The organism is Curtobacterium sp. MCPF17_021 (assembly GCF_003234605.2).
Lineage (GTDB): Bacteria > Actinomycetota > Actinomycetes > Actinomycetales > Microbacteriaceae > Curtobacterium > Curtobacterium flaccumfaciens.
Window position 1 is genome coordinate 2,890,156 of record NZ_CP126252.1, and the last position, 26,504, is coordinate 2,916,659.

The 26,504-nt window shown below is 70.9% G+C and carries 20 protein-coding genes; 8 read left to right on the plus strand and 12 right to left on the minus strand.

The features are described 5' to 3' along the window. Window positions 1-68: 68 nt before the first annotated feature. The 10 genes from DEJ29_RS13605 to DEJ29_RS13650 all read right to left on the minus strand — a co-directional run bounded on the left by DEJ29_RS13605 (window position 69) and on the right by DEJ29_RS13650 (window position 13,649). Window positions 69-1,073, minus strand: a complete 1,005-nt coding sequence (locus DEJ29_RS13605; protein ID WP_111095900.1) for an ABC transporter permease — start codon at window positions 1,071-1,073, stop codon at window positions 69-71. Next, on the minus strand, window positions 1,070-2,005 hold the full coding sequence (locus DEJ29_RS13610; RefSeq protein ID WP_111095899.1) for an ABC transporter permease: 936 nt from the start codon (window positions 2,003-2,005) through the stop codon (window positions 1,070-1,072). The genes DEJ29_RS13605 and DEJ29_RS13610 overlap by 4 nt, the downstream gene beginning before the upstream one ends. Beyond that, on the minus strand, window positions 2,002-3,804 hold the full coding sequence (locus tag DEJ29_RS13615) for a dipeptide ABC transporter ATP-binding protein (protein WP_111095898.1): 1,803 nt from the start codon (window positions 3,802-3,804) through the stop codon (window positions 2,002-2,004). Before DEJ29_RS13615 ends, DEJ29_RS13610 begins: the two co-directional genes overlap by 4 nt. Then, window positions 3,801-5,468, minus strand: a complete 1,668-nt coding sequence (locus DEJ29_RS13620) for an ABC transporter substrate-binding protein (protein WP_111095897.1) — start codon at window positions 5,466-5,468, stop codon at window positions 3,801-3,803. Before DEJ29_RS13620 ends, DEJ29_RS13615 begins: the two co-directional genes overlap by 4 nt. Before the next feature lie 204 nt (window positions 5,469-5,672). Further along, the gene (locus DEJ29_RS13625; RefSeq protein ID WP_111095896.1) at window positions 5,673-6,593 is read right to left on the minus strand and encodes a cation-transporting ATPase; all 921 of its coding nucleotides are present in this window, start codon (window positions 6,591-6,593) and stop codon (window positions 5,673-5,675) included. 94 nt (window positions 6,594-6,687) lie between these two features. Beyond that, a complete protein-coding gene (locus tag DEJ29_RS13630; RefSeq protein ID WP_111095895.1) occupies window positions 6,688-7,962 on the minus strand; it encodes an FAD-binding protein in 1,275 nt (424 codons plus the stop codon). Window positions 7,963-7,979: 17 nt separating this feature from the next. Then, a complete protein-coding gene (gene araA / locus DEJ29_RS13635; RefSeq protein ID WP_111095894.1) occupies window positions 7,980-9,521 on the minus strand; it encodes an L-arabinose isomerase in 1,542 nt (513 codons plus the stop codon). Continuing rightward, window positions 9,518-10,228 carry an L-ribulose-5-phosphate 4-epimerase gene (locus DEJ29_RS13640; RefSeq protein WP_111095893.1) on the minus strand — a complete coding sequence of 237 codons (711 nt, stop codon included), beginning with the start codon at window positions 10,226-10,228 and terminating at the stop codon, window positions 9,518-9,520. Before DEJ29_RS13640 ends, araA begins: the two co-directional genes overlap by 4 nt. Continuing rightward, window positions 10,225-11,928, minus strand: coding sequence for a xylulokinase (locus DEJ29_RS13645; RefSeq protein WP_111095892.1), 1,704 nt, complete (start codon window positions 11,926-11,928; stop codon window positions 10,225-10,227). Before DEJ29_RS13645 ends, DEJ29_RS13640 begins: the two co-directional genes overlap by 4 nt. Window positions 11,929-12,650: 722 nt before the next feature. Then, entirely contained in the window at window positions 12,651-13,649 is a 999-nt protein-coding gene (locus DEJ29_RS13650) for a LacI family DNA-binding transcriptional regulator (RefSeq protein WP_111095891.1), read from the minus strand. Between the two features lie 164 nt (window positions 13,650-13,813). Here DEJ29_RS13650 and DEJ29_RS13655 point away from each other — a divergent pair, with 164 nt between their 5' ends. From DEJ29_RS13655 to DEJ29_RS13670, 4 genes are all read left to right on the plus strand, one after another. Continuing rightward, window positions 13,814-15,820 carry a glycoside hydrolase family 127 protein gene (locus DEJ29_RS13655; RefSeq protein ID WP_111095890.1) on the plus strand — a complete coding sequence of 669 codons (2,007 nt, stop codon included), beginning with the start codon at window positions 13,814-13,816 and terminating at the stop codon, window positions 15,818-15,820. After that, window positions 15,817-17,133 carry an ABC transporter substrate-binding protein gene (locus DEJ29_RS13660; RefSeq protein WP_258373745.1) on the plus strand — a complete coding sequence of 439 codons (1,317 nt, stop codon included), beginning with the start codon at window positions 15,817-15,819 and terminating at the stop codon, window positions 17,131-17,133. Before DEJ29_RS13655 ends, DEJ29_RS13660 begins: the two co-directional genes overlap by 4 nt. 69 nt (window positions 17,134-17,202) lie before the next feature. Next, window positions 17,203-18,171, plus strand: coding sequence for a carbohydrate ABC transporter permease (locus tag DEJ29_RS13665; protein ID WP_111095888.1), 969 nt, complete (start codon window positions 17,203-17,205; stop codon window positions 18,169-18,171). Window positions 18,172-18,175: 4 nt separating this feature from the next. Further along, window positions 18,176-19,129: a carbohydrate ABC transporter permease gene (locus DEJ29_RS13670; protein ID WP_027466164.1), complete on the plus strand. Its 954-nt coding sequence runs from the start codon at window positions 18,176-18,178 to the stop codon at window positions 19,127-19,129. Window positions 19,130-19,381: 252 nt separating this feature from the next. On the opposite strand, the gene DEJ29_RS13675 is transcribed toward DEJ29_RS13670, so the two are convergent. Beyond that, complete coding sequence (locus DEJ29_RS13675; protein WP_071404246.1) at window positions 19,382-20,431, minus strand: LacI family DNA-binding transcriptional regulator; 1,050 nt, start codon at window positions 20,429-20,431, stop codon at window positions 19,382-19,384. Window positions 20,432-20,611: 180 nt separating this feature from the next. Here DEJ29_RS13675 and chvE point away from each other — a divergent pair, with 180 nt between their 5' ends. The 3 genes from chvE to mmsB all read left to right on the plus strand — a co-directional run bounded on the left by chvE (window position 20,612) and on the right by mmsB (window position 24,563). Continuing rightward, the gene (gene chvE, locus DEJ29_RS13680; protein WP_111029920.1) at window positions 20,612-21,739 is read left to right on the plus strand and encodes a multiple monosaccharide ABC transporter substrate-binding protein; all 1,128 of its coding nucleotides are present in this window, start codon (window positions 20,612-20,614) and stop codon (window positions 21,737-21,739) included. A 102-nt stretch (window positions 21,740-21,841) separates the two neighbouring features. After that, a complete protein-coding gene (gene mmsA / locus DEJ29_RS13685; protein WP_027466161.1) occupies window positions 21,842-23,395 on the plus strand; it encodes a multiple monosaccharide ABC transporter ATP-binding protein in 1,554 nt (517 codons plus the stop codon). Next, window positions 23,382-24,563: a multiple monosaccharide ABC transporter permease gene (gene mmsB / locus DEJ29_RS13690; protein WP_027466160.1), complete on the plus strand. Its 1,182-nt coding sequence runs from the start codon at window positions 23,382-23,384 to the stop codon at window positions 24,561-24,563. The genes mmsA and mmsB overlap by 14 nt, the downstream gene beginning before the upstream one ends. Window positions 24,564-24,667: 104 nt before the next feature. Here mmsB and DEJ29_RS13695 read toward each other — a convergent pair whose 3' ends face one another. After that, window positions 24,668-26,008 carry an alpha-amylase family glycosyl hydrolase gene (locus DEJ29_RS13695; RefSeq protein ID WP_258376025.1) on the minus strand — a complete coding sequence of 447 codons (1,341 nt, stop codon included), beginning with the start codon at window positions 26,006-26,008 and terminating at the stop codon, window positions 24,668-24,670. Between the two features lie 168 nt (window positions 26,009-26,176). Between DEJ29_RS13695 and DEJ29_RS13700 the strand changes: the two genes are divergently transcribed. Continuing rightward, window positions 26,177-26,488 (plus strand): DUF3253 domain-containing protein, encoded by a 312-nt coding sequence (locus DEJ29_RS13700; protein ID WP_197068669.1) that lies wholly within the window; start codon window positions 26,177-26,179, stop codon window positions 26,486-26,488. The last annotated feature ends 16 nt before the right edge of the window (window positions 26,489-26,504 follow it).

Genomic DNA, 26,504 nt, shown 5'->3' on the forward strand with positions numbered 1-26,504 from the left:
AGGTAGGTCCCTCGGTGTGAGGTTGTTCCGCCGCACGGGGCGAACAACCTCGCACCGTGCGAGCGGCCCTACGCCCGGCGCCGCACTCGCGGGTCGACGAACGCGTAGACCACGTCGACGATCACGTTCGCCGTGACGATCAGCAGCGCCGAGAACAGCGTGAAGCCGACCACCACCTGCAGGTCGAGCGTGTGCACCGCGTCGATGAGCAGCGCGCCGAGGCCCTGCATGGAGAACACCTTCTCGGTGATGACGGCACCACCGAGCAGCGACCCGAGGTCGAGCCCGAACAGCGTCACCACGGGCAGGATCGCCGTCCGGAGCCCGTGCCGCACGACGACCTGGCGCTCCCGCAGCCCCTTGGCCCGGGCGGTCCGGACGAAGTCCTGCGACATCGACTCGAGCATCTCGCCACGGGTCAGCCGGGCGTAGATCGCAGCGCTGATGAAGGCCAGCACGCACCACGGGAGGATCAGGTGGGTGAACCAGCCGACCGGGTCGTCGCCGAAGGCCACGTACCCGCTCGTCGGCAGGATCCCGAGCACGAACCCGAACAGCAGGATGCCGAGCAGCCCGACCAGGTACGCCGGAGACGAGACACCGGCGACCGCGACCGTCATGACGGCCCGGTCGACGAAGGTGCCGCGGCGCAGCGCTGAGACGGTGCCGCCGAACACCCCGGCGACGAGCCACAGCACGGCAGCGCCCACGGCGATCGAAGCGGTGACGGGCAGGCGCGCGAGGATCAGCTCGGTGACGCTCTCGTGCAGCTGGAACGAGTACCCGAAGCACGGCGCCGCGCACTCGATGACGCTGTTGCCGCTGCCGAAGGTCCGGCCGGTGAAGATGCCGGCCAGGTAGGCGCCGAACTGCACGAGCCAGGGCTTGTCGGTACCGAGGAACGCCTGGACCTCTCGCAGCCGGTCGGGCGTGCAGGGCTTGTCGCAGATCGCCCTCGCCGGGTTGGTCGGCAGGAGCATGAAGAGCGCGTACGTGATGGCCGCGACGACGAGCAGCACGACGGCGGCTCCGAGCACGCGGATCGCGAGGAACCGCAGGGTGGCGGCGTTCACGCGGCGCCCCCTCGCGGGTCGAGGGCGTCGCGCAGGGCGTCGCCGAGCACGTTGAAGGCGAGGGTGATGAGGAACAGTGCGGCTCCGGGGAACACGAGGTACATGGGATCGGTCTGCACCCAGCCGATGGCGTCGCCGATGCTGCGACCCCACGACGGCGTCGGCGGGTTGACGCCGACGGCCAGGAAGGAGAGCGCGGCCTCGGCACCGATCATCGACGGGATCGAGATGGTGGCGTAGACGGTGATCGTCGCGGCGAGGTTCGGCAGCAGCTGCGTGCGGATGACGTGCCAGCGCCCGGCGCCCATCGCGGTGGAGGCGACGACGTAGTTGCGGCTGACGAGCGACAGCGTCTGCCCGCGCACGACACGGGCCACGGCCGGCCAGCCGAAGAACCCGATGACGAGCACGACGAGCACGGGCTTCGGGAACGACGACGGCACGATCGCGGTGAGGGCGATCATGAACACGAGCGACGGGAACCCGAAGATCACGTCGACGACCCGCGAGAGCACCCGGTCGTACCAGCCACCGAAGAACCCGGTCGTGACGCCGACGAGCACGCCGATGACGATCGAGACGAGGGTTGCTGCGAGTCCGATGCCGAGCGACGTCCGAGCACCGTACGTGACGATCGAGAACAGGTCGCGCCCGGTCAGGGGCTCGACGCCGAACCAGTGCTCACCGCTGATGCCGCCGCCCGGACCGCGCGGAGCGCCGAACGAGTTGAGCGCGTCGATGTCGTACGAGTACGGGTCCTGCCCGGACGCCTTCGCGATGAGCGGGGCCGCCACGGCGACCACCAGGAACACCGCGATGACGACGGCCGAGGCCACCGCCCAGCGGTCCTGCCGGACGCGTCGCACCACGGCCCGGAAGCCGGTCGTGCGGCCGGACGGTGCGACCGGTCGGTCGACGACGTTGGCCGTCACGAGGCCACTCCTTCCCACGCGCGCCACGCCTCGCGGCGAGCGGCCTGTCGCACGGGATCGGCGACGGGCGCTGCGGCGAGGAGCATGCGCGTGTAGTCCTGTTGCGGGTCGTCGAGCACGGCGTCGGTGTTCCCCCGCTCGACGATCCGGCCGTCGCGCAGCACGATCACTTGGTCGGCGAGCTGGCGGACGACGGCGAGGTCGTGGCTGATGAGCAGCATGCCGAAGCCGAACTCCCGCTGCAGCCCTGCGAGCAGGTCGAGCACGGCGGCCTGCACCGTCACGTCGAGTGCCGAGGTCGGTTCGTCGGCGATGACGAGTGCCGGCCGCAGTGCGAGCGCACGCGCGACGGCGACGCGCTGCCGCTGGCCGCCGGACAGCTGGTGCGGGAACCGCTCGGCCCACGTCGGGTCGAGCTGCACGGCGGTCAGCAGTTCACGGACCCGTTCGGCCCGGTCGGCGGCGGAGTCGGTGCCGTGCACGAGGAGCGGTTCCGCGATGCTCCAGCCGATGGTCTGCCGCGGGTTGAGCGACGACGCCGGGTCCTGGAACACGATGCCGACCCGACTGCGCAGCTCGCGCAGTCGTCGTCCGCGAGCGGTGCGCAGGTCGCTGCCGTCCACCTCGACCGAGCCGGCGACGACGGGCACCAGGCCCGCGAGCGCGCGCCCGATCGTGGACTTGCCCGAACCGGATTCGCCCACCAGGCCGACGGTCTCGCCGGCGTGCAGGTCGAGGTCGATGCCCGACACGGTCGGCCCGCCTCGGCGCGAGTACCGCACGGCGACGTCGCGCAGGCGCGCCACGAGCGGTCTGGGCCCACGCCGCCGGTTCCGGTCCGACGCGCCAGCGGCGGACCGGCCGTGCCGGTGGGGAGAGGCGCGACTCGCGTCATCGACGTCGGCCGGGGCCGAGACGGTGCTCGCGTCTGCGGACAGATCGCGGCTTCCCTGGGCCGAGTCCGGTCCGGCAGGCCGAGTCTCGGTCGACGCGAGTGGCTCGCCGGACGCGGGACGCGCCTCCAGGCTGGGGACGGCCGCGAGGAGCTCGCGCGTGTAGTCGGCGGTCGGGTGGGCGAAGACCTCGGCGACGGTGCCGTGCTCGACCGGGTCGCCGCGGCGCAGCACCAGCAGGTCGTCCGCGACGTCCGCGACCACGCCCATGTCGTGGGTGATGAGCAGCACGGCGAGGGAGCGCTCGCGGCCGAGCCGCCGCAGCAGGTCGAGGATGCCCGCCTGCACGGTGACGTCGAGGGCGGTCGTGGGCTCGTCGGCGAAGAGTGCGACCGGATCACCGGCCAGGGCCATCGCGATCATCGCGCGCTGGAGCTGGCCGCCGGACAGTTCGTGCGGGTAGGCCTTCCGGATGCGCTCCGGGTCGGTGAGCCCGGCGTCACGGAGCAGTTCGTCGACGCGTGCCCGGACTCCGGCACGGTCGAGCCCGGTCGGGTGCGCCCGGACGGCCTCGGCGATCTGCGTGCCGATCGACAGGACCGGCGTGAACGAGTTCATCGGCTCCTGGAACACCACGCCGATGCCCGCACCCCGGACGGCGCGGACCGTCTCGACGGGGGCACCGATGAGTTCCTCGCCACGGAACCGGGCGCTGCCCGACACCGAGGCCTGCGGCGGCAGGAGCCCGAGCACGCTCATGGCGCTGACGGACTTGCCCGAGCCGGACTCCCCCACCAGGGCGAGGACCCGGCCGGGCGTCAGGTCGAAGGAGACGTCACGGACGACGGGCTCCGCGTCGCCGAACGCGACGCGGAGCCCCTCGACCTGCAGGATCGGTTCGGTCACTGCTTGAGCGAGACCTTGAGGTAGTTCGGGTACGCGGGGAAGTCCGCGATCTGGAAGTTCTGCACGTTCGAGCCGGCGAGGAAGGACTGCTTCGCGTAGATCAGCGGCACGACCGGAGCGTCGGCCATGATCTTCTGGTCCGCCTGGGCCCAGAGCTTCTGCGCGTCGTCCTGGTCGACCGTGGAGCTGGCCTTCGCGATGAGGGCGTCGACCTCGGGGTTGCTGTACTTCGAGACGTTGTAGCCGCCGCCACCGATCTGCGACGAGTCGTACAGGGGCTGCAGGTTGGCGTTCGCGCTCGGGAAGTCCGGCTGCCAGCTCGACAGCGACAGGTCGAAGTCGGCGCCGTTGGTGGTCGCCTGGGTGAAGGAGTCGTAGTCGAGCGGCTTGAGCGTCACGGCGATGCCAGCACGCTTCAGACCGGACTGCAGCGCCTGGGCCTGGGCGAGGTACGTCGGGTCGTTCTGGGTGACCAGGGTCAGCTTCAGGTTGCTGACGCCGGCCTCCTTGAGCAGCTCCTTTGCCTTGTCGACGTCACCGGTGGCCTTCGTCTTGTACAGGTCGTAGTCCTGGCGTCCGGCGATGCCCGGGGTGATGAGCGTCGAGGCGTACGAGCCGGCGATCGCGCCGCCGGCGGCGATCCGGAAGGACTTGCGGTCGACCGCGTACTGCAGCGCCTGGCGGACCTTGAGGTCCTTGAGCTCGCCGCGCTGCGTGTTGATCGCCATGTAGCTGATCGGGCCGGCCTTCGAGGTGGCGAGGCGGTCCTGGGCGGCCGGGTTGCTGCGGACCTGGTTGAGCTCGGCGGCACCCAGGTAGATGGCGCCGAACGAGTTCTTGGCGTCGCCGTTGTCCGCGATGAGCGTCTGCGTCACCGTGGACTGGTCCTGGCTCTCCTTGAAGACGATCTTCGACGGGCCGGCGGTGCGGACCTCGTCGGTCTTCGCGCTCCAGTTCTTGTTGCGGACGAGCGTGACCTGCGAGCCCTGCGTGTTCGACTGCACCTGGTACGGACCGGATGCGACCGGCTTCAGGTCGTAGGCGCCGGTGTCCTTGCCGTCGCCCTCGGGCACCGGGGTGAACGCGGGCATCGACGCGAGCCACGGCCAGTCGCCGTACGCGTCGTTCAGCTTGAAGACGATGGTCTTGTCGTTCGGGGTCTCGATGCTGTCGAGCGACTTGCCGTCGAACGGGCCCTTGTAGGAGTCACCACCGACCAGGAGCGACTTGTGGTAGCTCAGGCCACCGCTCAGGGTCGGCGCGAACGAGCGCTCGATGCCCCACTTGATGTCCTTCGTGGTGATCGGCGTGCCGTCCTGGAACTCGACGCCGTCCTTCAGCGTGTAGGTCCAGGTCTTGCCGTCGTCGCTCGAGACCCCGGTGTTGGTCGCCAGGTCGGGGACGACCTTCGCCGTCTTGCCCGGCTCGACGTCCCACGTGGTGAGCCGTCGGGCGACGAGGCCCATCGACGTGATGCCGAGGCTCTGGCTGGTCGCGGGGTCGAGGTGGAACGAGGTCTGCGGCGTCAGGATGTTGAGCGTGCCGCCCTTCGCCGTGCCCTCGGCGCCGTCGTCGGACGAACCCCCACCCGAGCAGCCGGTCAGGACCAGGGCTGCTGCTGCGGCGACGGCCGCGGTGATCGTCAGGCGGTTGGGGCGTCTCATGACGGTGCTGCTCCTCGGGGAAGGGGGTCGCGATCGCGGTGGCGGTCGCTGCGACGGCGGAACGGTTCACCCGCCGGGCGGCGTCCATCCTGACACCGCGACGGTGGCCCGTCCGAATCTCGCGTGCGTCGGACGACGCACGACGAAACATTGCAAGCGCCGGACGCCGTCCCGCTATTCCCGATGCGTTCGCACCGCAGTGCGTCAGCGGTCGAAGAGCCCACCGAGGAAGTCGTTGCCGAGGTTCGACGCCTGCTCGCCGAGCCCGGACGCCTGCTCACCGAACCCCGCGGCCTGCTCACCGAACCCGCCGAGGAGCTGCTCGCCCTGACCGAAGAGTCCCTCGACGCCACCGCCGAAGTCACCGAGCCCGAGGTCGCCCATGCCCGAGGCGATGCCCTCGAAGTCGACGCCGAGGTCGGCCGCCCCTGCCAGGACCGGACCGGCGGCAGCGCTGAGCACCGCTCCCCCGGCCACCGCGGCGGCGAGGCCACCGAACGCCATCGCGCCGGCACCGACCGCTGCACCACCGGCGAACGCCCCGGCGCGTCCGCGGCCGTTGCCGTTGCCCGAGCGGCCGGAACCGCCGAGGACCCGTCGGACCAGACCCGGACGCGACATCTCTCCGCGGGTCATCGCACGGGCCATGCCGCCCGCCGAGTCGTCGCGCAGGTGCTCGTGGGGCGGGAGCTCGGAGTTCAGGCGGTCGCGGACCTGCTGGCGCTGCGCCGGGGTGAGCCGCGCGAAGGCGTCGTGGTGGACCTGCTCGAGCTGCTCCGGCGACGAGGTGCGGAGCAGGTAGTCGTACTTCGCCAGGGCGACCTTGTCGGCGTCGGCCCCGTGCTGCGGCGTGCCGGCGTGCTGCGGCTGGCCGTACTGCTGCGGCTGGCCGTACTGCTGCGACTGGCCGTACTGCTGCGGCTGGCCGTACTGCTGCGGCGGCGGCTGCTGCTGGTCCCGGTCGTCGCCGGTCAGCTTGTCCGCGGCGCTGCGCACGATGCCGCGCCAGTCGGTTCCGCCCTGCTGCGATCCGGCGCCGGGCGCGGTTCCCCCCTGCCCACGCTTCTGGAGCTGCTTGTCGATGACCTTGGAGGCCATGCCGATGATGCGGTTGAGGTTCGCCATGCCCTGACCTTTGCGTCCTCACATGTGAACGCCCGGCGCTGCTCCGGTGCGACACCCGGACAACGCATCCCGATCCGCTGGGAACCGGCGCGGCTCAGGACAGGATGCGGGCCAGGAACGCGTTCCGGAACCGCCCCGTGGGGTCGAGGTCCCGGGCGAGTGCGGCGAAGTCGGACAGCCGCGGGTACGCCTCGTGCAGCCGCTCGGCACTCGCGGCGGAGACCTTGCCCCAGTGCGGCCGAGGGTCGAACGGTGCCAGGACGTCCTCGATCCGGGCCACCGCCGCGGCCACGGCGGCGGCGTCCCGGCGGAACGTGAAGTGCAGGCCGACCGACTGCCGCCCGGACGACGGCGCGAGCCAGGCGGTGTCGGCCGCGATGGTGCGGACCTCGGCGGCGATGAGGATCGGGGCGAACACCGACGCCAGCGGTCGGAGCGCCTCGAGCGCCGCCACCGCCGAGGCAGCGGGGATCAGGTACTCCGCCTGGATCTCGGCCCCGGTCGACGGGGTGAACGAGGACCGGAAGTGCGGCAGCCGCTCCGACCACGGCCCCGGCACGCCGCCCTGCTCGGTGACCCCGGCAGGGTCGTTCTCCCCCGGGTGCACCGGACCCGAGGCCGCACGGGCTCCGAGGGCCACGAGGTCGACGGTCGGTGCGGCCTCGTCGACGCGGTGCTTGACCCAGACCTGCCGGGCTCCGCGGTCGTCGAACGACGTGAACATCGACACCGAGTACGCGTCGGACATCACCCGGTCGAACTGCGCGGCGACGGCGTCCCACGGCAGGTCGAGGTGCACCGTCGTGGCGACCTGGAACGTCGGCTCGATCGCGAGCTCCACCGCGGTGACGACGCCGAGCGCGCCGATCCCCACCCGGTGGGCGTCGAGCAGCCCGTCCGGCGACGAGGCGTCGACGTGGGCGATCTCACCGGAGGCGCGGACGACGTCGAGGCCGACCACCGCCTGCGCGAGCGACGGGTTCCGCACACCGGAGCCGTGCGTCCCCGTGGCGACGGCCCCGGCCGTGGAGATGTGCGGCAGGGACGCGAGGTTCCCGAGTGCCCAGCCACGGGCCTCCAGACCGGCCGCGACCTGGCTGTGGGTCATGCCGGCGGCGACCCGCACGACGCGACGCGACGTGTCGATGTCGAGCACGGGCGGCAGGTCCGACAGCGACACCTGGACGGCGTCGGTGTCGGCGATGGTGTTGAACGAGTGTCGCGAGCCGAGCGCCGTCAGGCGCGGCGTCGAGGCGACGAGCTGCTGGAGCTCGTCCACCGACGTCGGCCGGGCCAGCGCCGAGGCGCGGTAGGTGACGTTGCCCGCCCAGTTGGTGCGGGTGCGCTCGGCCGCGATCACGTCGTCCATCGTGGGTCCTGACTCCTCTAGAAGCCGCGGTCGAGACGGTGCCACGTCTGCTGGAGACGCAGCTCGTCGCGGAACCCGCGTGCGGTGGTGTGCTCGTCGATGACCAGGAACTCGGTACCGACCATGGTCGCGAAGTCCTCGACGACCTGCAGGCCGACCGCCGTCGTCATGACGGTGTGGTGGGCGGCGCCGGCGGTGAGCCAGGCCTCGGCGGCGACGGGGAACGACGGCCGGGGCTCCCAGACCGCGCGGCCCACGGGCAGCTTCGGCAGGGCCTCGGTCGGGGGCACGACGTCGACGACGTTCGCCGTGAGGCGGAAGCCGTCGCGGGTGTCGGACAGCGCGACGACGACGGCCTCGCCGGAGTCGGCGGTGAAGACCAGGCGGACCGGGTCGTCCTTGCCGCCGATGCCGAGGGGGTGGATCTCGAGCGTCGGCTTCGTGGTGGTGAGCGTCGGCGAGACCTCGAGCATGTGCGCCCCGAGGATCTTCTCGGCGCCCGGGGTGAGGTCGTAGGTGTAGTCCTCCATCAGGGAGGCACCACCGGGCAGGCCGGCGCCGGCGACGTTCATCGCGCGGACCAGGACCGCCGTCTTCCAGTCACCCTCGGCACCGAAGCCGTAGCCGTCGGCCATCAGTCGCTGCACGGCCAGGCCCGGCAGCTGCTTGAGCGAGCCGAGGTCCTCGAAGTTCGTGGTGAACGCGGCGCTGCCGTTCTGCGCGAGCAGGGTGCGGAGGCCGATCTCGATGGCGGCACCGTCGCGGAGCGCGGCGTGCCGTTCGCCGCCGGCGCTGCGGAGTGACGGGTCCACGTCGTAGTCGCGCTCGTACGTCGCCACGAGCGCGTCGACCGCTGCCGTGTCCGCTGCTGCGGCGTCCACCGCTGCCGCGAGCTCGTTGACGGCCCACGTGTTGACCTGCACGCCGAGTTCGATCTCGGCCTCGGTCTTGTCGCCCTCGGTGACGGCGACGTAGCGCATGTTGTCGCCGAAGCGGGTCAGCTTCAGCTCGCGGACGGCCGCGGCGCCGGCGGCGGCACGGGTCCAGTTCGCGACACGCTGCTGGACGCGGGGGTCCGAGACGTGGCCGACGGCCGTGGCGTGCCGGACGCCGAGGCGGGCCAGGGCGTAGCCGAACTCACGGTCGCCGTGCGCGGCCTGGTTGAGGTTCATGAAGTCGAAGTCGATGTCCGCCCAGGGCAGCGTGACGTTCGCCTGCGTGTGCAGGTGCAGCAGCGGCTTGGTCAGCGCCTGCAGGCCGCCGATCCACATCTTGGCCGGGCTGAACGTGTGCATCCACGTGGTGACGCCGATGACCTTGTCGTCGGCGCTCGCCTCGATGAGCACGCGGCGGATGCCGTCGGCGTCCTTGAGCACGGGCTTCCAGACGAGCTTCACCGGCAGGTGCCCGGCGAGCTCCGCGTGGACGGCCTTGCTCTGCTCCTCGACCTGGCGCAGGGTCTCCTCGCCGTAGAGCCCCTGGGAGCCGGTGAGGAACCAGACCTCGTAGCTGTCGAGCGTTTCCTGGGGGTCGACGTGCGTCGGGGTGTCCTGCGTCATCGCATGGCTCCTTCGGGGTTCTGTCCGTAGACGTTCTGGTAGCGATCGAAGAGTCGATCGATGTCTGCTTCGGGGATCGGGACGACCTCGCCGCCCTGCTGTGCGATGTGGACGGTCCGTGCCACGTCCTCGCACATCACGGCCGCCTTGACGGCGTCCTTCGCGTCCTTGCCGATCGTGAACACGCCGTGGTTCTGCATCAGGACCGCGCGGCTGCGGTGGCCGCTCAGGGTGTCGACGATGCCGTGGCCGATCGAGTCGTCGCCGATGATCGCGAACGGGCCGACCGGGATGGGGCCGCCGAACTCGTCCGCCATCGCCGTGATGACGCACGGGATCGCCTCGGCGCGGGCGGCCCATGCGGTCGCGTACGTCGAGTGGGTGTGCACGACGCCGCCGACCTCGGGCATGTTCCGGTACACGTAGGCGTGCGCGGCGGTGTCGCTGGACGGGCCGTGCTCGTTGCCCCAGCCCTCGGCCGGCACGCCGTCGAGGGTGCAGACGACCTGGTTCTCCGGCGTCAGGTCGTCGCTCGACACCCCGCTCGGCTTGATGACGAACAGGTCCGTGCCGGGCACGCGCTCGGAGACGTTGCCGCCGGTCCAGATCACGAGGCCGTAGCGGACGAGTTCGCCGTGCAGGCGCGCGACGCGCTCCCGCGTCGTCGCCACCGCCTGGCGTGTGGTCTCGTCGATCGCGTCCGTCATCGGGTCACTTCCTCTGTCTGGAGGCGCGGGTCGGCGCCGTCGGTCTCTTCGGTCGGTCCTGTGGTCGCGCTGGGGCGGGTCGCCGCCGCGGCGACGTCCTGCACGGGCAGTGCGGCCCGGTAGCGGTCCAGGTACGTCTGGAACCCGGCGACGTCCGCCGGCTCGGGTTCGGCCACGTGCACGGCGTCCCCGCCGAACACGGTGTCGGACAGGTAGTCGGCGAGCTGCTGGTCGGTGTGCTCGAGGTAGGCGGCCAGCACCGCGATCCCCCACGCGCCGCCTTCGCCCGCCGTCTCCTCGAGCGCGATCGGTACCCGCAGGGCCGCTGCGAGCAGACGCTGCGGGCTGCCGGGCGTGCGGAAGAGCCCGCCGTGCGCGGTCATCCGGTCCACCTGCACCTGTTCGCCGTGCAGGACGCCCATGCCGATGGCAAGCGTCGCGAAGGCGCCGTGCACCTCGGAGCGCACCAGGTTGCCGAGCGTGAAGCGTGCGCCGGGGGTGCGGAGCAGCAGGGGCCGGCCGTCCTCGACGTGGGTGACGGGTTCGCCGGCCAGGTAGTTGAAGGAGAGCAGGCCGCCGGCGTCGGGGTCGGTGTCGTCGGCGACGGCCTCGGCGAGGAGCGTGGCGTAGACGTCGTCGATGCCGATCGGGGTCGCGCCGGTCCGCTCGCTCGAGGCCTCGGCGAAGCGCCCGAACACCCGGGCCCAGCTCGCGATCTCGCTCGCGCCGTTGTTGCAGTGCACCATCGCCACGGCGTCGCCGGCCGGGGTGGTGACGACGTCGAGTTCCTCGTGCGCGGTGGTCAGCGGCTGCTCGAGCACGACCATCGCGAAGATGCTCGTGCCGACGCTGACGTTGCCGGTGCGCGGGGCGACGGCGTTCGTCGCGACCATGCCGGTGCCGGCGTCGCCCTCGGGCGGGCAGAGCGGTGCGCCGGGTTCGAGTGTGCCGGTCGGGTCGAGCCAGGCCGCGCCCTCGGGGGTCAGCTCACCGGCTTCGGTACCGGCGACGAGGACCTCGGGCAGCAGGGACCGCAGGTCCGGCACGCCGATCAGGTCCTGCGCGGTGGCGAGCATGGCGTGGTCGAAGTCCTTCGCGCCCGGGTCGCCGGGGCCGCTGTCGACGGGGCCGCCCTCGATCGGGAACATGCCGCTCGCGTCGCCGACGCCGAGCACGTTCCGGCCGGTCAGACGACGGTGGACGTAGCCGGCCAGGGTCGTCACACCGGCGATCTCGGCCACGTGCGGCTCGTCGTCGAGGACCGCCTGGTACAGGTGCGCGATCGACCACCGCAGCGGGATGTTGAACCCGAGGGCCTCGCTCAGGCGTTCGGCCGCGGGGCCGGTCGAGGTGTTGCGCCAGGTACGGAACGGCACGAGCAGCTCGCCCGCGGCGTCGAACGCCAGGTAGCCGTGCATCATCGCGCTCACGCCCGCCGCGCGGTAGGTGCTCGGGGCGACGCCGTACTGCGCCTCGACATCGGCCACCAGGGCGGCGTACGCGGCACGGAGTCCGGTCTCGACTGCCTCGAGCGAGTAGGTCCAGCGGCCGTCGACGTACTCGTTCTCCCACTCGTGGGAACCGGCCGCGATGGGTACCAGGTCCTCGTCCACCAGGCAGGCCTTGATGCGGGTGGAGCCGAGCTCGATCCCGAGTGTGGTGCGGCCGTCCACGATCCGCTGTCGGCGGTCGTCACCCATGTGTTCCTCCAGAACCTCGTCGTCCTCAGTGAGCGCTCACATCCTGGCACGTGAGCGCTCACTCGTGCAACGCCGCGGCGCGCCGCCGGTGCGCCCGTCCCGCCAGCGGTCGAAACACCCCGCTCAGTTCCCCCGACCGGTCACGAACCGTCGTCCGGCGCTTCCGCAGCCGACCATTCCTGACCACTCGACGTCCCACGCGCGACGGGTCGTGACCGCGCGACGAACGAGGCCGGCGACGACGTGCGACCACCGCAACACCGCACCCGCGCAAGTCCCGACCACCCGCTGCCCCGCATTCGTGCAAGTCCCGACCACCCGCTGCCCCGCACCCGCGCATGTCCCGACCACTCACTGCCCCGCACCCGCGCAAGTCCCGACCACCGACTCTCGGAACCCGCGACACCCCGAACTGCGGCGCTCGGGACGGTCACGACACCCCGCTGCCTCCCCTCCGCGCGGTCACGAAGTGTCGGCTGGAGGGGCGCCGAGCGACGAGTCGTGACCGCTCGACCACGGCGGACGGGGTGTTGTGACCGCTCGACCACCAGCACGAGCACCAGCACCAGCACCAGCACCAGCGAGGTCGCACGACACGCCGCAACCGGTCCGCCGAGGTCGCACGAAATGCCACCGGACGGCACGACGCGCGGCAGTTCGCGCGACCTCGCAAGCCCCGAGCCCCGACCGCCGACCGCCGACCCCCGAGCCCCGAGCGCGCCCTACGCGCCGACGGTGCTCTCGCGGATGACGAGCGACGGGGTGACAGCCGCCGACGACGCCGTCCCGCCGTCGATCAGGGCGAGGAGCGCCTGCCCCGCGACGCGTCCGAGCTCCTCGAGCCGCAGGTCCACGGTGGTCAGCGGCGGCCTCGAGGCGAGCGCCATCACGTCCCAGTCGTCGAACCCCGTGACCGCGACGTCTCCGGGCACCGAACGCCCGAGTTCCCGCAGCCGGTCGCACACGCCCCGGGCGATCTGGTCGCTGCCGCAGACGATCGCATCGACGTCGGGCGACTCCCGAGCCAACACGTCCACGGCCTGCCGCCCCCAGCGCTCCGACCACTCGCCGTACAGCGGGTCGGTGACCAGGTGCGGCCCGAGGACCGACGCGGCACCGGCGACCCGTCGTGCCGCGGACCGGTGCCGCGCCGGCCCCGTCACGATCGCGACCCGCTGCCGCCCGAGCGAGCGCACGTGCGAGGCGACGAGTGCCGAACCGGCGGCGTCGTCGAGGGTGATCGACACGTCGGCGTCGTCGGTCGAGGGCGTGAAGGCGTAGACGACCGGGATCGAAACGTCGATCGGGGGCCGGGCGTCGGCGGAGCGGCCGGTCACGATGATGCCGTCGACGCCGCGGGCCGCCAGGGAGCGCAGGTAGTGGGCCTCGCGGACGTGGTCGTCGCGGGTGTCGCACAGCAGGACGGCCATCCGTCCGGCGGACAGGGCATCCTCGGCACCGAGCAGCACCGGGATCGAGAACCGTCCGAACGAGTCGGTGGTGATCATGCCGACGGTGTAGGTCCGCCCGGATGACAGCGCACGGGCCCGGGCATCGCCGACGAACCCGAGCTTCTCGGCGGCTTCCTTCACCCGCAGCCGGGTGGTGTCCCGCAGCTGCCCGGTGCCGTTCAGCGCCTTCGACGCGGTGCCGATCGACACCCCGGCGAGCGCCGCCACGTCGGTGATCCGGATCGGCTGTCCGGTGCGTTCGAGCGTCACGGCAACCACCTTTCCGACGATCAGGGCGTGCCGACGACCTTACACAAAAGCGCCGGAATGCTCTTGCGCGACGTGCGCCCCGTGTCGTAGCGTCCACCGCAGAAACCGTTTTCCGGATGGCCAGCTCCATCCGGACGGTGCCAGTCACATCGCAAGGAGGCGACATGACCACCACGCTCGCGACCGATCGCGGCGCGCACACCGCGACCCCGGTCCTCCCGACCGCCGACGCACACCTCACGCTCCGGCCGCTGCCGACCGGCGACGCCCGGATCACCGGCGGCTTCTGGGCGCTCCGCCAGGAGCGCAACGGCCGCGACGCCGTCCGCAGCGGCTACCAGCAGCTCGAGACGGCCGGCAACTTCCGCAACCTCCGCATCGCCGCGGGACTCGAGGAGGGCGAGGCCGTCGGCCCGATCTTCATGGACTCCGACGTGGCGAAGTGGCTCGAGGCCGTGGCCTGGGAGTACGGCCGCGCCCCCGCCGAGGACCTGCTCGACCTGCAGCGCGAGGTCACCGCCCTGTACGCCCGGGCACAGGCCGACGACGGGTACCTCGACTCCGTCCAGCAGGTCCGCGGGAAGGGCGAGCGGTACACGGACCTCAAGTGGAGCCACGAGATGTACTGCGCCGGGCACCTGTACCAGGCGGCCGTGGCCCAGCACCGTGCGACGGGCGACACCGGTCTGCTCGACGTCGCGATCAAGAACGCCGACCACCTGGTCCGCACGTTCGGCGAGGGCACCGCACCGGACGGCACGCCGAAGACGCGCGACGTCGACGGCCACCCCGTCGTCGAGATGGGCCTGGTCGAGCTGTACCGGGAGACCGGCAACCGTGACTACCTCGACCTGGCGCACTGGTTCGTCGACGCCCGCGGGCACGGCATCATCGAGCGCGCCGGCGGCGAGCCGACGTACTTCTCCGACCGGGTGCCGAGCCGGCAGGCCACGACCGTCGAGGGGCACGCCGTGCGCGCCGTGTACCTGGCTGCGGGTGCCGTGGACGTCGCGATCGAGACCGGGGACACCGAGCTCCTCGCCGCGAGCGAGACGCAGTTCGCGGACATGATGGCGACGAAGGCCTTCATCACCGGCGGCCTCGGGGCGCGCTGGGACTGGGAGGCATTCGGCGACCCGTACGAGCTGCCGACCGACCGCGGCTACGCCGAGACCTGCGCAGCCATCGGCGGCGTGCAGTGGGCCTGGCGGCTGCTGCTCGCCACCGGCAAGCCGGTCTACGCCGACGCGATCGAGCGCCTGCTCTACAACGCGTTCCTCGCCGGGGTGAGCCTGGCCGGCACCGAGTACTTCTACGTGAACCCGCTGCAGCAGCGCGACCACGCCCACCAGGACGAGAACCGCTCCCCCGCCCACGGGCGCCGCGGCTGGTTCGACTGCGCCTGCTGCCCGCCGAACATCATGCGCACCTTCGCGAGCCTCGACGGCTACCTGGCGACCGCGACCGACGGCGGGCTGCAGGTCCACCAGTACGCCACCGCCGACCTCGGCCCGGTGCGGGTCGAGACCGACTACCCGCACGAGGGCCGCGTCCGCGTCACGGTCACCGAGGACGGCCCGCTCGCCCTGGGTCTGCGGATCCCGGCCTGGTCGGACACCACGACCGTCACGGGTCCGGACGGGTCCGCGAACCCCGCGGCGGGCACGCTGCACGTCGTCGACCGCGAGTGGTCGGCGGGCGACACCGTCGAGCTCGTCTTCGACACGACGCCGCACCGCTACGTCGCCGACGCCCGCATCGACGCCGCCCGCGGGCAGGTCGCGATCGAGCGCGGCCCGCTCGTGTACGCGGTCGAGCAGGCGGACCAGCAGGGCTTCACGGTCGACGACCTGACGGTCGACGCGGATGCGCCGATCACCGAGGAGCGCCGCGACGACCTGCTCGACGGCGTCGTCACGCTGCGGATCCCGGGGCACGCCCCGGTCGAGCACGTGCAGCCGGCCTGGCCGTACCAGCGTCTGGACGCGACCCGGTCTGGAGGCGCGGACCACGCCGGAGACGCGACCAGCGTCGACGACGTGGCCGGTCCGCAGGGCGCCACCACGGGCCTCCAGGCCGGTCGCGACGTCACCGCGATCGCCGTCCCGTACTACGCGTGGGCCAACCGGGGAGCGGCGCCGATGCGCGTCTGGCTCCCGCTGGCGCGGTGACCGGCGTGGACCGCCGTGCGTTCCTCGTCGGCGGCGTCGCCGGCGGGGCCGCCCTCGCCCTGGCCGGGTGCTCCGGCACCCTGCCGAAGGTCGTCGCGAAGCCCGCGAGCTTCGGGAAGAACGCGACCGGCACCGTGCAGGTGTGGTGCCGGTCGGCGACCCAGGCCGGCCTGACGTCGGCCGTCGCCGGGTTCAACAAGGCGAACCCGGCGCTGCAGGTCCAGCTGACGCCCGTGCCGGACGCGCAGTACGTGACCAAGCTCGCGACCGCGATCCGCGGGGGTGAGCCGCCGGACGTCGTCGACATCGACGACATCAACTCGCAGCTGTTCATCTTCCGCGAGGCGTTCGCCGACCTGACCGACGTGGTCAAGAGCCTGGACTACTTCGACGCGATCTCGCCGGGGCACCTGCGCCTGCTCGAGTACCGCGACCGGTACTACGGCCTGCCCTACCTGGCCGACAACTCGCAGCTGTTCGTGAACACCGAGCTGTTCGAGCGAGCGGGCCTCGACGTCGAGGAGTCGACGAAGGACCTGTCCACGCTGCTCGACGCGGCGAAGGCCATCCGGAAGCTCGACGACGACGTGTACGGCTGGTCGATCTCCGGCAACGCCGCCGGCATCATCGGCTTCGTCACGCAGCCGCACGTCTGGGCGACCGGGGTCGACATGATGACCGGCGAGGTGGGATCCCAGCGGGCGAACATCACCGGCAACGAGGCCCTCGAACGCATGCTCGAGTTCTACAGGCAGCTCTGGAAGGACGGCGTGCTGTCGAAGGCGACGTACTCCGACGCCGGCACCACGTGGGGTGCCGACTTCCGGGCCGGCAAGGTGGGGATCTTCCCGACCTCGTACGGGGCGACCGTGCCCGCGGCCACCAAGGCGATGCGCGCGAAGATGCAGACGGTGCTCATCCCGTCGTGGGACGGCCAGCGGTCGTTCTTCGACGGCGGCGACAACATGTGCATCCCGAACGGGGCGGCGAACCCGTCCGGTGGGTGGGCGTTCATGCAGTACGCGAACGGCCTCCAGCAGCAGCAGGCGCTGCCGGACGGCGGGTACTTCCCGACGCGGTCCGACGCCGCCACCCCGGAGTACCGCAAGCGGTTCCCACTGGCGTACGGGCCGCTCGACGCCATCGACAAGGGCTACGCACCGCAGACGCTGGCGTACAACCTGCTCAACAACCAGCCGTCGTCGCCGTACTTCGCGATGTTCCGGGAGGCCGTGTTCGGGTCGGGGAGCGCTGCCGCCATGCGGACGGCGCAGTCCGACTACCAGCGGATCCTCGACCAGGTGCAGGCCTGAGCCTGCCTGCCTGTCTTCTCCGCTCGTCTCGCTCGTCTCGCTCTTGTTGATGCACAGAGAGGTGCACGCATGTCGACCATCTCCACCCGGCGCCCCGCCGCCCGGACCGGCCCGGGCCGTCCCACCGTGGGCCGCGGCCCGGGGCGCGGCGGCTCCGTCCGGACCCGCAACTCGCTCACCCACCCGCCGCGCACCGGCGCCGTCCTCGTCGCCCCGGCGATCCTGTTCGTCGCCGTCTTCGTGCTCGTGCCGCTCGTGTTCGCGCTCTACATCTCGTTCACGAACTGGCCCCTGATCGGCCCGTACCGGTTCATCGGGCTGCAGAACTACCTGACGCTGTTCCAGGACCCGACGTTCGTGCACGCGATCGGCTACACGCTGCTGTACACGGCGATCGTGACCCTGCCGATCCTGGCGCTCGGGTACTTCCTCGCCGTGCTCGTGCGGGCCCGTCGCCGTGGCAGCACGATCCTGCGGACGGTGTTCTTCCTGCCGTACGTGGTCGGGCTGACGACGCTCTCGTTCATGCTCGTGCTCGAGGCGCAGCCGAACTCGGGGGCCGTCAACATGGTGCTCCGCTGGCTCGGGATCACCGACGGCAGCACCGCGTGGCTCGTGAACGGTCCGCTGGCGACGCTGCTCATCTGCGTGCTCGTGGTCTGGGCGGTGTCCGGGCTGACCATGGTGCTGCTCATGTCGGCGATGCAGGGCGTCCCCGACGAGGTCTACGAGTCGGCGCAGCTCGAGGGGGCCTCCTGGTGGCAGACCGAACGCCTCATCACGTTCCCGATGATCCGCTCGACCGTCGCGCTGAGCGTCATCATCTCGGTGATCGGCTCGCTGCTCGCCTTCAACCAGTTCTACATCCTGACCCAGGGCGGACCGGGGACCGAGACCACGACGATCGTCAACGCGATCTACAACCGCGGGTTCGTGAACCTGCAGCTCGGGGCCGCGACCGCCCAGTCGATCGCCCTCGTCGTGGTGATCGCCGCCGTGACGGTGTTCCAGTTCTGGGCACTGCGAGAGAAGGACTGACGCCATGAGCACCACGACCTCCCGTGCGGCCCTCGCGGCGCCGGACCTGTCCACCAGGACCCTGACCACCACGGGCGACGGCCGACGTCGGCGCCACCAGCAGGGCAGCGTCCAGCACCCCCGCGACACCACCGTCAAGCGCACCCTGTACGCGATCGCCGGCATCGGTTCCGCGCTCGTGTTCGGCGTCCCACTCATCTGGTCGATCCTGCGGGCGTTCCAGTCCGAGGCCGTCATCACGCAGGCCCCCGACCCGGCGACGTTCTTCCAGCTCGGGTGGCAGAACTTCGCCGCCGTGTTCGCTTCGTCATCGCACCTGCTCACCGGCGTCGTGAACTCGCTCATCGTGTCGATCGCCACGGCGGTGCTGACCGCGGTGATCGCGACGATGGCGGGCTACGGGTTCGCGCGCTTCCGGTTCCGGGGCGCCGGGCTCGTGTTCGGCCTGGTGCTGCTGACGATGATGGTGCCGTTCCAGGCCATCCTCACGCCGCTGTACCTCGAGATGAACGCCATGGGGCTGACGAACTCGCTGCTCGGGCTCGTGCTGTTCTACACGACCGTGAACCTGCCGTTCGGGGTGTTCGTGATGCGGAACGCGTTCGAGTCGATCCCCACCGAGCTCGAGGATTCGGCCTTCGTCGACGGGGCCTCGCGCTTCCGGGTCGTCGTGTCGGTGCTCCGCCCGCTGCTCCTGCCCGGGGCGGCGACCGCGGCGCTCTACGCGTTCCTGGCGTCGTGGACGGAGTTCCTCGGAGCCCTGACGTTCCTGACGAAGGACTCGCTGTACACGCTGCCGGTCGCGCTGCTCAACCTGCAGACCGGTGCGTACGGGCAGGTGTCGTACGGCAACCTCGTCGCCGGGTCGGTGGTGGCGATGATCCCGTGCATCGCGCTGTACGTCGGGTTGCAGAGGTTCTACGTCGCCGGGCTGTCGTCCGGGGCGTTGAAGGGCTGACGGTCGGGTCAGCTCGGGGTCGTGCACGGCTTCGCACCGTGCGCGGCCCCTCGGTCGGTGCGGGGTTGTGCGCGGCTTCGCACCGTGCGCGGCCGCTCGGTCGGTGCGGGGTTGACCGCTCGGTGCGGGACTGTAGCGCCGCACCGAGCGATCAACCTCGCACCGGCCGCACAACGCCGCACCGTGCGCCGCGGGCCCGCGCAGGGAAGAACCTCGCACCACCCGCACACCGCCGCACGGTGCGAGGGGGCGCTACGTGCTGCGCCGCACCACCAGCTCGGGCGCGAGCAGCGTCTCGTCGCGGGGCTCTCCCTCGACCAGGGCCCGCACGGTGTCGAGCACCCGCTCCCCCATCGCCCGGAAGTCCTGCCGCACGGTGGTCAGCGGCGGCGTGAAGTGCGCCGCCTCGGGGACGTCGTCGAACCCCACGACCGCGATGTCGTCGGGCACACGCAGCCCCTCGTCGGCGAAGGCGTGCAGCACCCCGAGCGCCATCTGGTCGTTGCCCGCGAAGACGGCGTCGACCGTCCCCACGTCGATGTGCCGGGCGGCCGCGAAGCCGCTCGCCGGGGTCCAGTCGCCCTCGAGCACGACCGGTTCGAGCCCGGCGTCCTGCATGATCCGCACGTAGGTGGCCCGGCGCACCTCGGACTCCTGCGACACGTGCGGCCCGGCGATGTGCACGATCCGACGGTGTCCGCGGTCGAACAGGTGCTGCATGACGAGCGAGGTGCCGGCCGCCTGGTCGATGGCGACGGCGGCGACGCTCGGCGCGACCGGGGTCCGGACGGCGTCTCGTTGCACCGCGTTCGACACCACGACGGGCACCGTGACCGGCACGGTGAGCGATGCGAGGGCGTCGAGCACCCGGTTGTCGGCGGCGACCAGCACGATCGCGGCGACGTCCTGTGCGAGCAGCGTGGTGAGCGCCCCGGACAGGTCGGACGGCCGCGGTTCCTCGGGCAGGGTCGACAGCAGCACGTGGTAACCGGCGGAGCGGGCCGCCCGTTCGAAGCCGATCGAGGTGCTCGACGGACCGTACAGCGCGTCGCCGGCGGTGATGATGCCGAGCGCCTTGCTCCGCCCGCCGGCGAGCGCCCGGGCGGCGGCGCGGGGCCGGTACCCGAGCTCGGTGACGGCGTCGGTGACCTGCGTCCGGAACTGCTCGCGGACGGTCGGATCGCCGTTGATCACGCGGGAGACGGTCTGGTGGGACACGCCGGCGCGTTCGGCGACGTCGAAGATCGTCGGGGCCTTCCGGCGCTTGCCGCCCCTGCCCTCGGGGGCGGTCGTGGTGCTCACGTGGCCAACCGTACCGCTCGGTCCGGTCGCCGCGGCAAGATCACGAAACGGCGGTGCTGAGTTGACACCCCGTCACGGAACCCACAAGATGTGAGCGCTCACACGAGCGCATCCCACGGGGCACAGCAGCCCCGGCACCCGACCGCGTCGAGGACGACGCGAAGGAACAGAGGTACTTCGATGATGAAGCGCAGGATCATCGCGGGCGTCGCAGCCGTCGGCATCGCGATCTCGCTGGCCGCTTGCTCGGCCGGCGGCCGTGCGTCCACCGATGGTGGCGGCAGCGGCGACAACAAGGGCGCCCTCGTCGGCGTCGCCATGCCCACCAAGGTCTCCGAGCGGTGGATCAAGGACGGCAACGCCGTCAAGAGCGACCTCGAGAAGGCCGGCTACAAGGTCGACCTCGAGTACGGCGACAACAAGGTCCAGCAGCAGGCCCAGCAGGTCAGCAACATGATCACCAAGGGCGCGAAGGTCCTGATCATCGCGTCGATCGACGGTGGCGCGCTCTCCGACCAGCTCGACGCCGCCGCCAAGGCCGGCATCAAGGTGATCTCGTACGACCGCCTGCTCACGGGCAACAAGAACGTCGACTACTACGTGTCCTTCGACAACGAGAAGGTCGGCGTCGACCAGGCGAACAGCCTGCTCACCGGCCTGGGCGTGCTCGACGCGGACGGCAAGAAGACCGGCGAGAAGGGCCCCTTCAACATCGAGGTCTTCGCCGGTTCGCTCGACGACAACAACGCCGGGTTCTTCTTCAACGGCGCCATGAAGACGCTCAAGCCGTACCTCGAGGACGGCACGCTGAAGATCCAGTCCGGCCAGGACGAGCTGTCCCAGGCCGCGACGCAGCAGTGGGACCCGGCCACGGCCAAGGCCCGCATGCAGAACCTGATCGCGAAGTCCTACTCGGGCGGCACCACGCTCGACGGCGTGCTCTCGCCGTACGACGGCATCTCGATCGGCATCATCTCGGCGCTCCAGGGCGCCGGGTACGGCACGAGCGACCGTCCGCTCCCGACGGTCACGGGCCAGGACGCCGAGGCCGCCTCGGTCAAGTCGATCATCGCCGGCCAGCAGTACTCGACGATCTACAAGGACACGCGCAAGCTCGCCAAGCAGTCCGTCACCATGGCCGAGGACCTGCTCACCGGCAAGGACCCCGAGGTCAACGACACGAAGAGCTACGACAACAAGGTCAAGGTCGTCCCGACCTTCCTGTTCCAGCCGACGGTCGTCACGAAGGACAACTACAAGGAAGTCCTCGTGGACTCCGGGTACTACACCGAAGCCGACCTGAAGTAGTCAGGCCCATCTCACGGACCGGAGGCGCGGTGCCAGCCCGCACCGCGCCTCCAGTCCGTCTCCACCAGCGCGCGCACGCGCGCACGACGGAAAGGCGTCCACATGGCGGACACCATCCTCGAGATGCGGGACATCACCAAGACGTTCCCCGGCGTCAAGGCCCTGCAGGGTGTCTCGATCGAGGTCGAGCGCGGCCAGGTCCACGCGATCTGCGGCGAGAACGGCGCGGGCAAGTCGACGCTCATGAAGGTGCTGTCGGGTGTCTACCCGGCCGGCTCCTTCGACGGCGAGATCCTGCTCGACGGCGAACCCGTGCGGTTCGCGAACATCAACGACTCCGAGGCTGCGGGCGTCGTCATCATCCACCAGGAGCTGGCGCTCAGCCCCTTCCTGTCGATCGCCGAGAACATCTTCCTCGGCAACGAGCAGTCCAAGGGCGGCTTCATCGACTGGAACAAGACGAACCTGACGGCCGCCGAGCTGCTCAAGCGCGTCGGGCTGAAGGACAACCCCGTCACCAAGGTCGTCGACCTCGGTGTCGGCAAGCAGCAGCTCGTCGAGATCGCGAAGGCGCTCTCGAAGGAGGTGAAGCTCCTCATCCTCGACGAGCCCACCGCCGCGCTGAACGACGACGACTCCGCGCACCTGCTCGAGCTCATCCGCTCGCTGCAGGCCGAGGGGATGACGGCGATCATCATCAGCCACAAGCTCAACGAGATCAAGGCGATCGCGGACAAGGTCACGATCATCCGCGACGGCAAGACCATCGAGACGCTCGACATGCGGGCCGACGACGTGTCCGAGGACCGGATCATCCGCGGGATGGTCGGCCGTGACCTGTCGAACCGGTACCCCGAGCGCGAGAACCCCGTCATCGGCGAGGAACTGCTGCGGATCGAGGACTGGACCGTCCACCACCAGCTCGACTCGTCGCGCGAGATCATCCACCAGGCCAACCTCAACGTCCGCGCCGGCGAGGTCGTCGGCATCGCCGGGCTCATGGGCGCCGGCCGCACGGAACTCGCGATGAGCGTCTTCGGGCAGTCCTACGGCACCGGCATCAGCGGCACCGTCTACAAGCGCGGCACCCCGATCAAGACGCACACCGTCTCGCAGGCGATCGACAACGGCATCGCCTACGTCACCGAGGACCGCAAGCGGTACGGCCTGAACCTGATCGACGACATCAAGCGGAACATCTCCGGGTCGGCACTCGGCAAGCTCGCCAACTGGGGCTTCGTGAACTCCTCGGAGGAGACCACCGTCGCGACCCAGTTCCTCAAGAGCCTCAACATCAAGGCGCCGAACGTCGACGTCGTGACGGGGAAGCTCTCCGGCGGGAACCAGCAGAAGGTCGTCCTGTCGAAGTGGATGTACGCCGACCCCGACGTGCTCATCCTCGACGAGCCGACCCGCGGCATCGACGTCGGCGCGAAGTACGAGATCTACACGATCATCAACCAGCTCGCCGACCAGGGGAAGGCGGTCATCGTGATCTCCTCCGAGCTCCCCGAACTGCTCGGCATCTGCGACCGCATCTACACCCTCTCCGAGGGCACCATCACGGCCGACGTCCCGCGCGCCGAGGCGACGCCCGAGGTCCTCATGCAGTACATGACCCAGGAACGGGAGACCCCTGTCAATGAACGCGCTTAAGTCCGCCGTCGGCTACCTCACCGGGCAGCTCCGACAGATCGGCCTGTTCATCGCGCTGATCGTCATCGTCATCTTCTTCCAGGTGACCACGAACGGCATCACGCTGGCCCCGATCAACGTCTCGAACCTGATCGTCCAGAACAGCTACATCCTCATCCTGGCCATCGGCATGGTCATGGTCATCATCGCCGGCCACATCGACCTGTCGGTCGGCTCGGTGGTCGCCTTCACCGGTGCCATGGCCGGCGTGATGATCACGCAGTGGAACATCCCGTGGCCGATCGCGGTCGTCCTCTGCCTGGTGGTCGGTGCACTCGTCGGCGCCTGGCAGGGGTTCTGGATCGCCTACTTCGGGATCCCGGCGTTCATCGTGACGCTGGCGGGCATGCTCGCGTTCCGCGGCGCGGCGCAGATCGTCCTGCAGAACCAGCAGATCTCGCCGTTCCCCGCCGGCTTCCGCTCGCTCGGCTCCGGCTTCCTGCCGTCCTTCGGCACCACCGGGTACGAGCCGCTCACGATGATCCTCGGCTTCGCCGCCGCGGCCGTCATGGTGATCGCGGCGTTCCGCGGTCGCATCACGCGTCGCAAGTACCAGCTGGAGAGCGAGCCGTTCGCCTGGTTCATCGTGAAGACGGCCTTCGGCGCCGTGCTCGTGATCTACGTGGCGCTCCTGCTCGCCAGCTACAACGGCACCCCGATCGTGCTCGTCGTGCTCGGCGCCCTCGTGGTGATCTACTCGGTCGTCATGCGGAGCGCGGTGTTCGGCCGCCACATCTACGCGATCGGTGGCAACGCCCTGGCCGCGCAGCTGTCGGGTGTGAAGACGAAGCGCGTCACGTTCCTGCTCTTCGTCAACATGGGAGTCATCTCGGCCCTGGCGGGCGTGGTCTTCACCGGCCAGCTCAACCTGGCGGCACCGGGCGCGGGCAACGGCTTCGAGCTCGACGCCATCGCTGCCGTCTTCATCGGTGGCGCGGCCGTCACCGGTGGCATCGGCACCGTGCCGGGAGCCATCGTCGGTGGTCTGATCATCGGTCTGCTGAACAACGGCATGTCGATCCTCGGTGTCGGCACCGAGTTCCAGTCCCTGATCAAGGGCCTGGTGCTGCTCGCCGCCGTCGCGTTCGACGTGTTCAACAAGCGCCGGGCGGCGTCCGCGCGCAAGTAGCGGTGTTCGCGTTCGCGCGTTCGCGCGTGTTCGCGCGTGTTCGCGCGTGTTCGCTTCGTGAGCAGAAACGGTCGGGTCCTCGATGGGGACCCGACCGTTTCTGCTCACGATCGCGACAGGACGGCCCAACCCCCGGCCGGGAGGCGCAGGGTCCCGTCCCCGAGATCGGCCCCGCCCGCCTCGACCTGCGTCGCGTCGGCCACGGGCACCTCGACGGGGTCGTCCGACAGGTTCAGGGCGGTCACCACGGCGGCGTCCGCCGTCGCGGTCCGCAGCACCACGGCGGTGTTGGTCAGGTGCACGACGTCGGTGTGTGCGCGGTGCAGCCACGGGTTCCGGCGTCGCAGGGCGATGAGCGCCTCGTACGCGTGGGTCAGGTCCGTCAGCTCCGGCACCTCGGCCGGGAACGCCGGGCGGACCGCGTCGTCGCCGCCCTCACGTTCCTCCTTCACCCCGGTCCAGCCGTACTCGTCGCCCGCGTAGACCACGGGGGTCCCCGCCACCGTGAACAGCACCGCGGCGGCGTGCCCGGCGAACCGCTCCCCTACCGCGCTCGCGATCCGGGTGACGTCGTGGTTGCCGACGAACGTGGTCGGGGCGAAGGTGGCCAGCAGCGCGTCGTGCCGCTCGATCGCGTGCGCGAGCTCGTGGCCGTTGCGGTCCGCGATGCCGTGCCAGATCCCCTGCCACAGCTCGTACTGGGTCAGCGAGTCCATCGTCGAGTCGCGTGCGATCGCCGCAGCGTCACCGTGGATCACCTCGCCGCTGAACCAGGCGTCCGGGAACCGCTCCCGCACCCGCGGCAGCACCCGCGCCCAGAACGCCGGCGGCACCGCGTACGCCGCGTCGAGCCGCCAACCGTCGACGCCGCGGGCCAGCCAGTGCGTCATGACCTGCACCACGAGGTCCTCGGTGGCACGGCTGTCGTGGTCGAGCGCGACGAGGATGTCGTGGCCCTCGAACAGTCCGACGGGCACGGGCTGCCCCGGCTGCCACCCGGACCAGTCGATGGCGAACAGGTCGGCGGTCGGCGCCTCCGGGCCGTGATCGGACAACACGGTGAAAGCCGGGTGCTCACGGCCGACGTGGTTGAACACCCCGTCCAGCAACACCCGCACGCCCCGCTCGTGCGCCGCGGCGACCAGGGCGTCGAAGTCGGAGTCGTCGCCCAGGCGCGGGTCGATGCGGCAGTGGTCGACCGTGTCGTACCCGTGGGTCGAGCTCGCGAACACCGGGCCGAGCAACAGGCCGTTCAGACCGAGGTCGACGACGTGGTCGAGCCACCCGGTCAAGCGGTCGAGGCGGTGTTCGAGCGGACGCTCCCCCACCGGTGACGCAGGGCGGACCTCGGCGCCGACGAAGCCGAGCGGGTAGACGTGCCACCACATCACGTGCTGGACCCAGGCCGGCTCGGACGGACGGGCGGGGGCGGTGTCGGGGTTCACCGCTCCGATGCTGCCAGGCGCACCTGGACCGTGTGCGTGGTCGCTGTGTGCCGCCCCGCCGAGCAGGACGAGGATGGGGCCATGGGACGGGCGATCAGGACGGAAGCCGATGCGTCGGCATCGGAGTCGACACACGCCGAACGGACCTGCGCCTCGTGCGGGCGACGGATGCCGTCCTCCGCGGCTCCGGAGGCGAAGTGGTGTTCCGGAGCCTGCCGTCGACACGGCCTCGACGACACCGACCGGGCCCTCGAGCAGCGCATCGACGAACTGCTCGCGGCACGGGCGCGGACCTCGAGCATCTGCCCGTCCGAGGTCGCACGCTCACTCGACCCGGACGACTGGCGACCGCTGATGGAGCCCGCACGTCGAGCCGCCCGGCGCATGGTCGCGCGCGGCGAGGTCGAGATCACCCAGGGCGGGTCCGTCGTGGACCCGTCGACCGCCAAGGGCCCGATCCGCATCCGCCGTCCGCGGTGAGGGAACACGTGTCGTC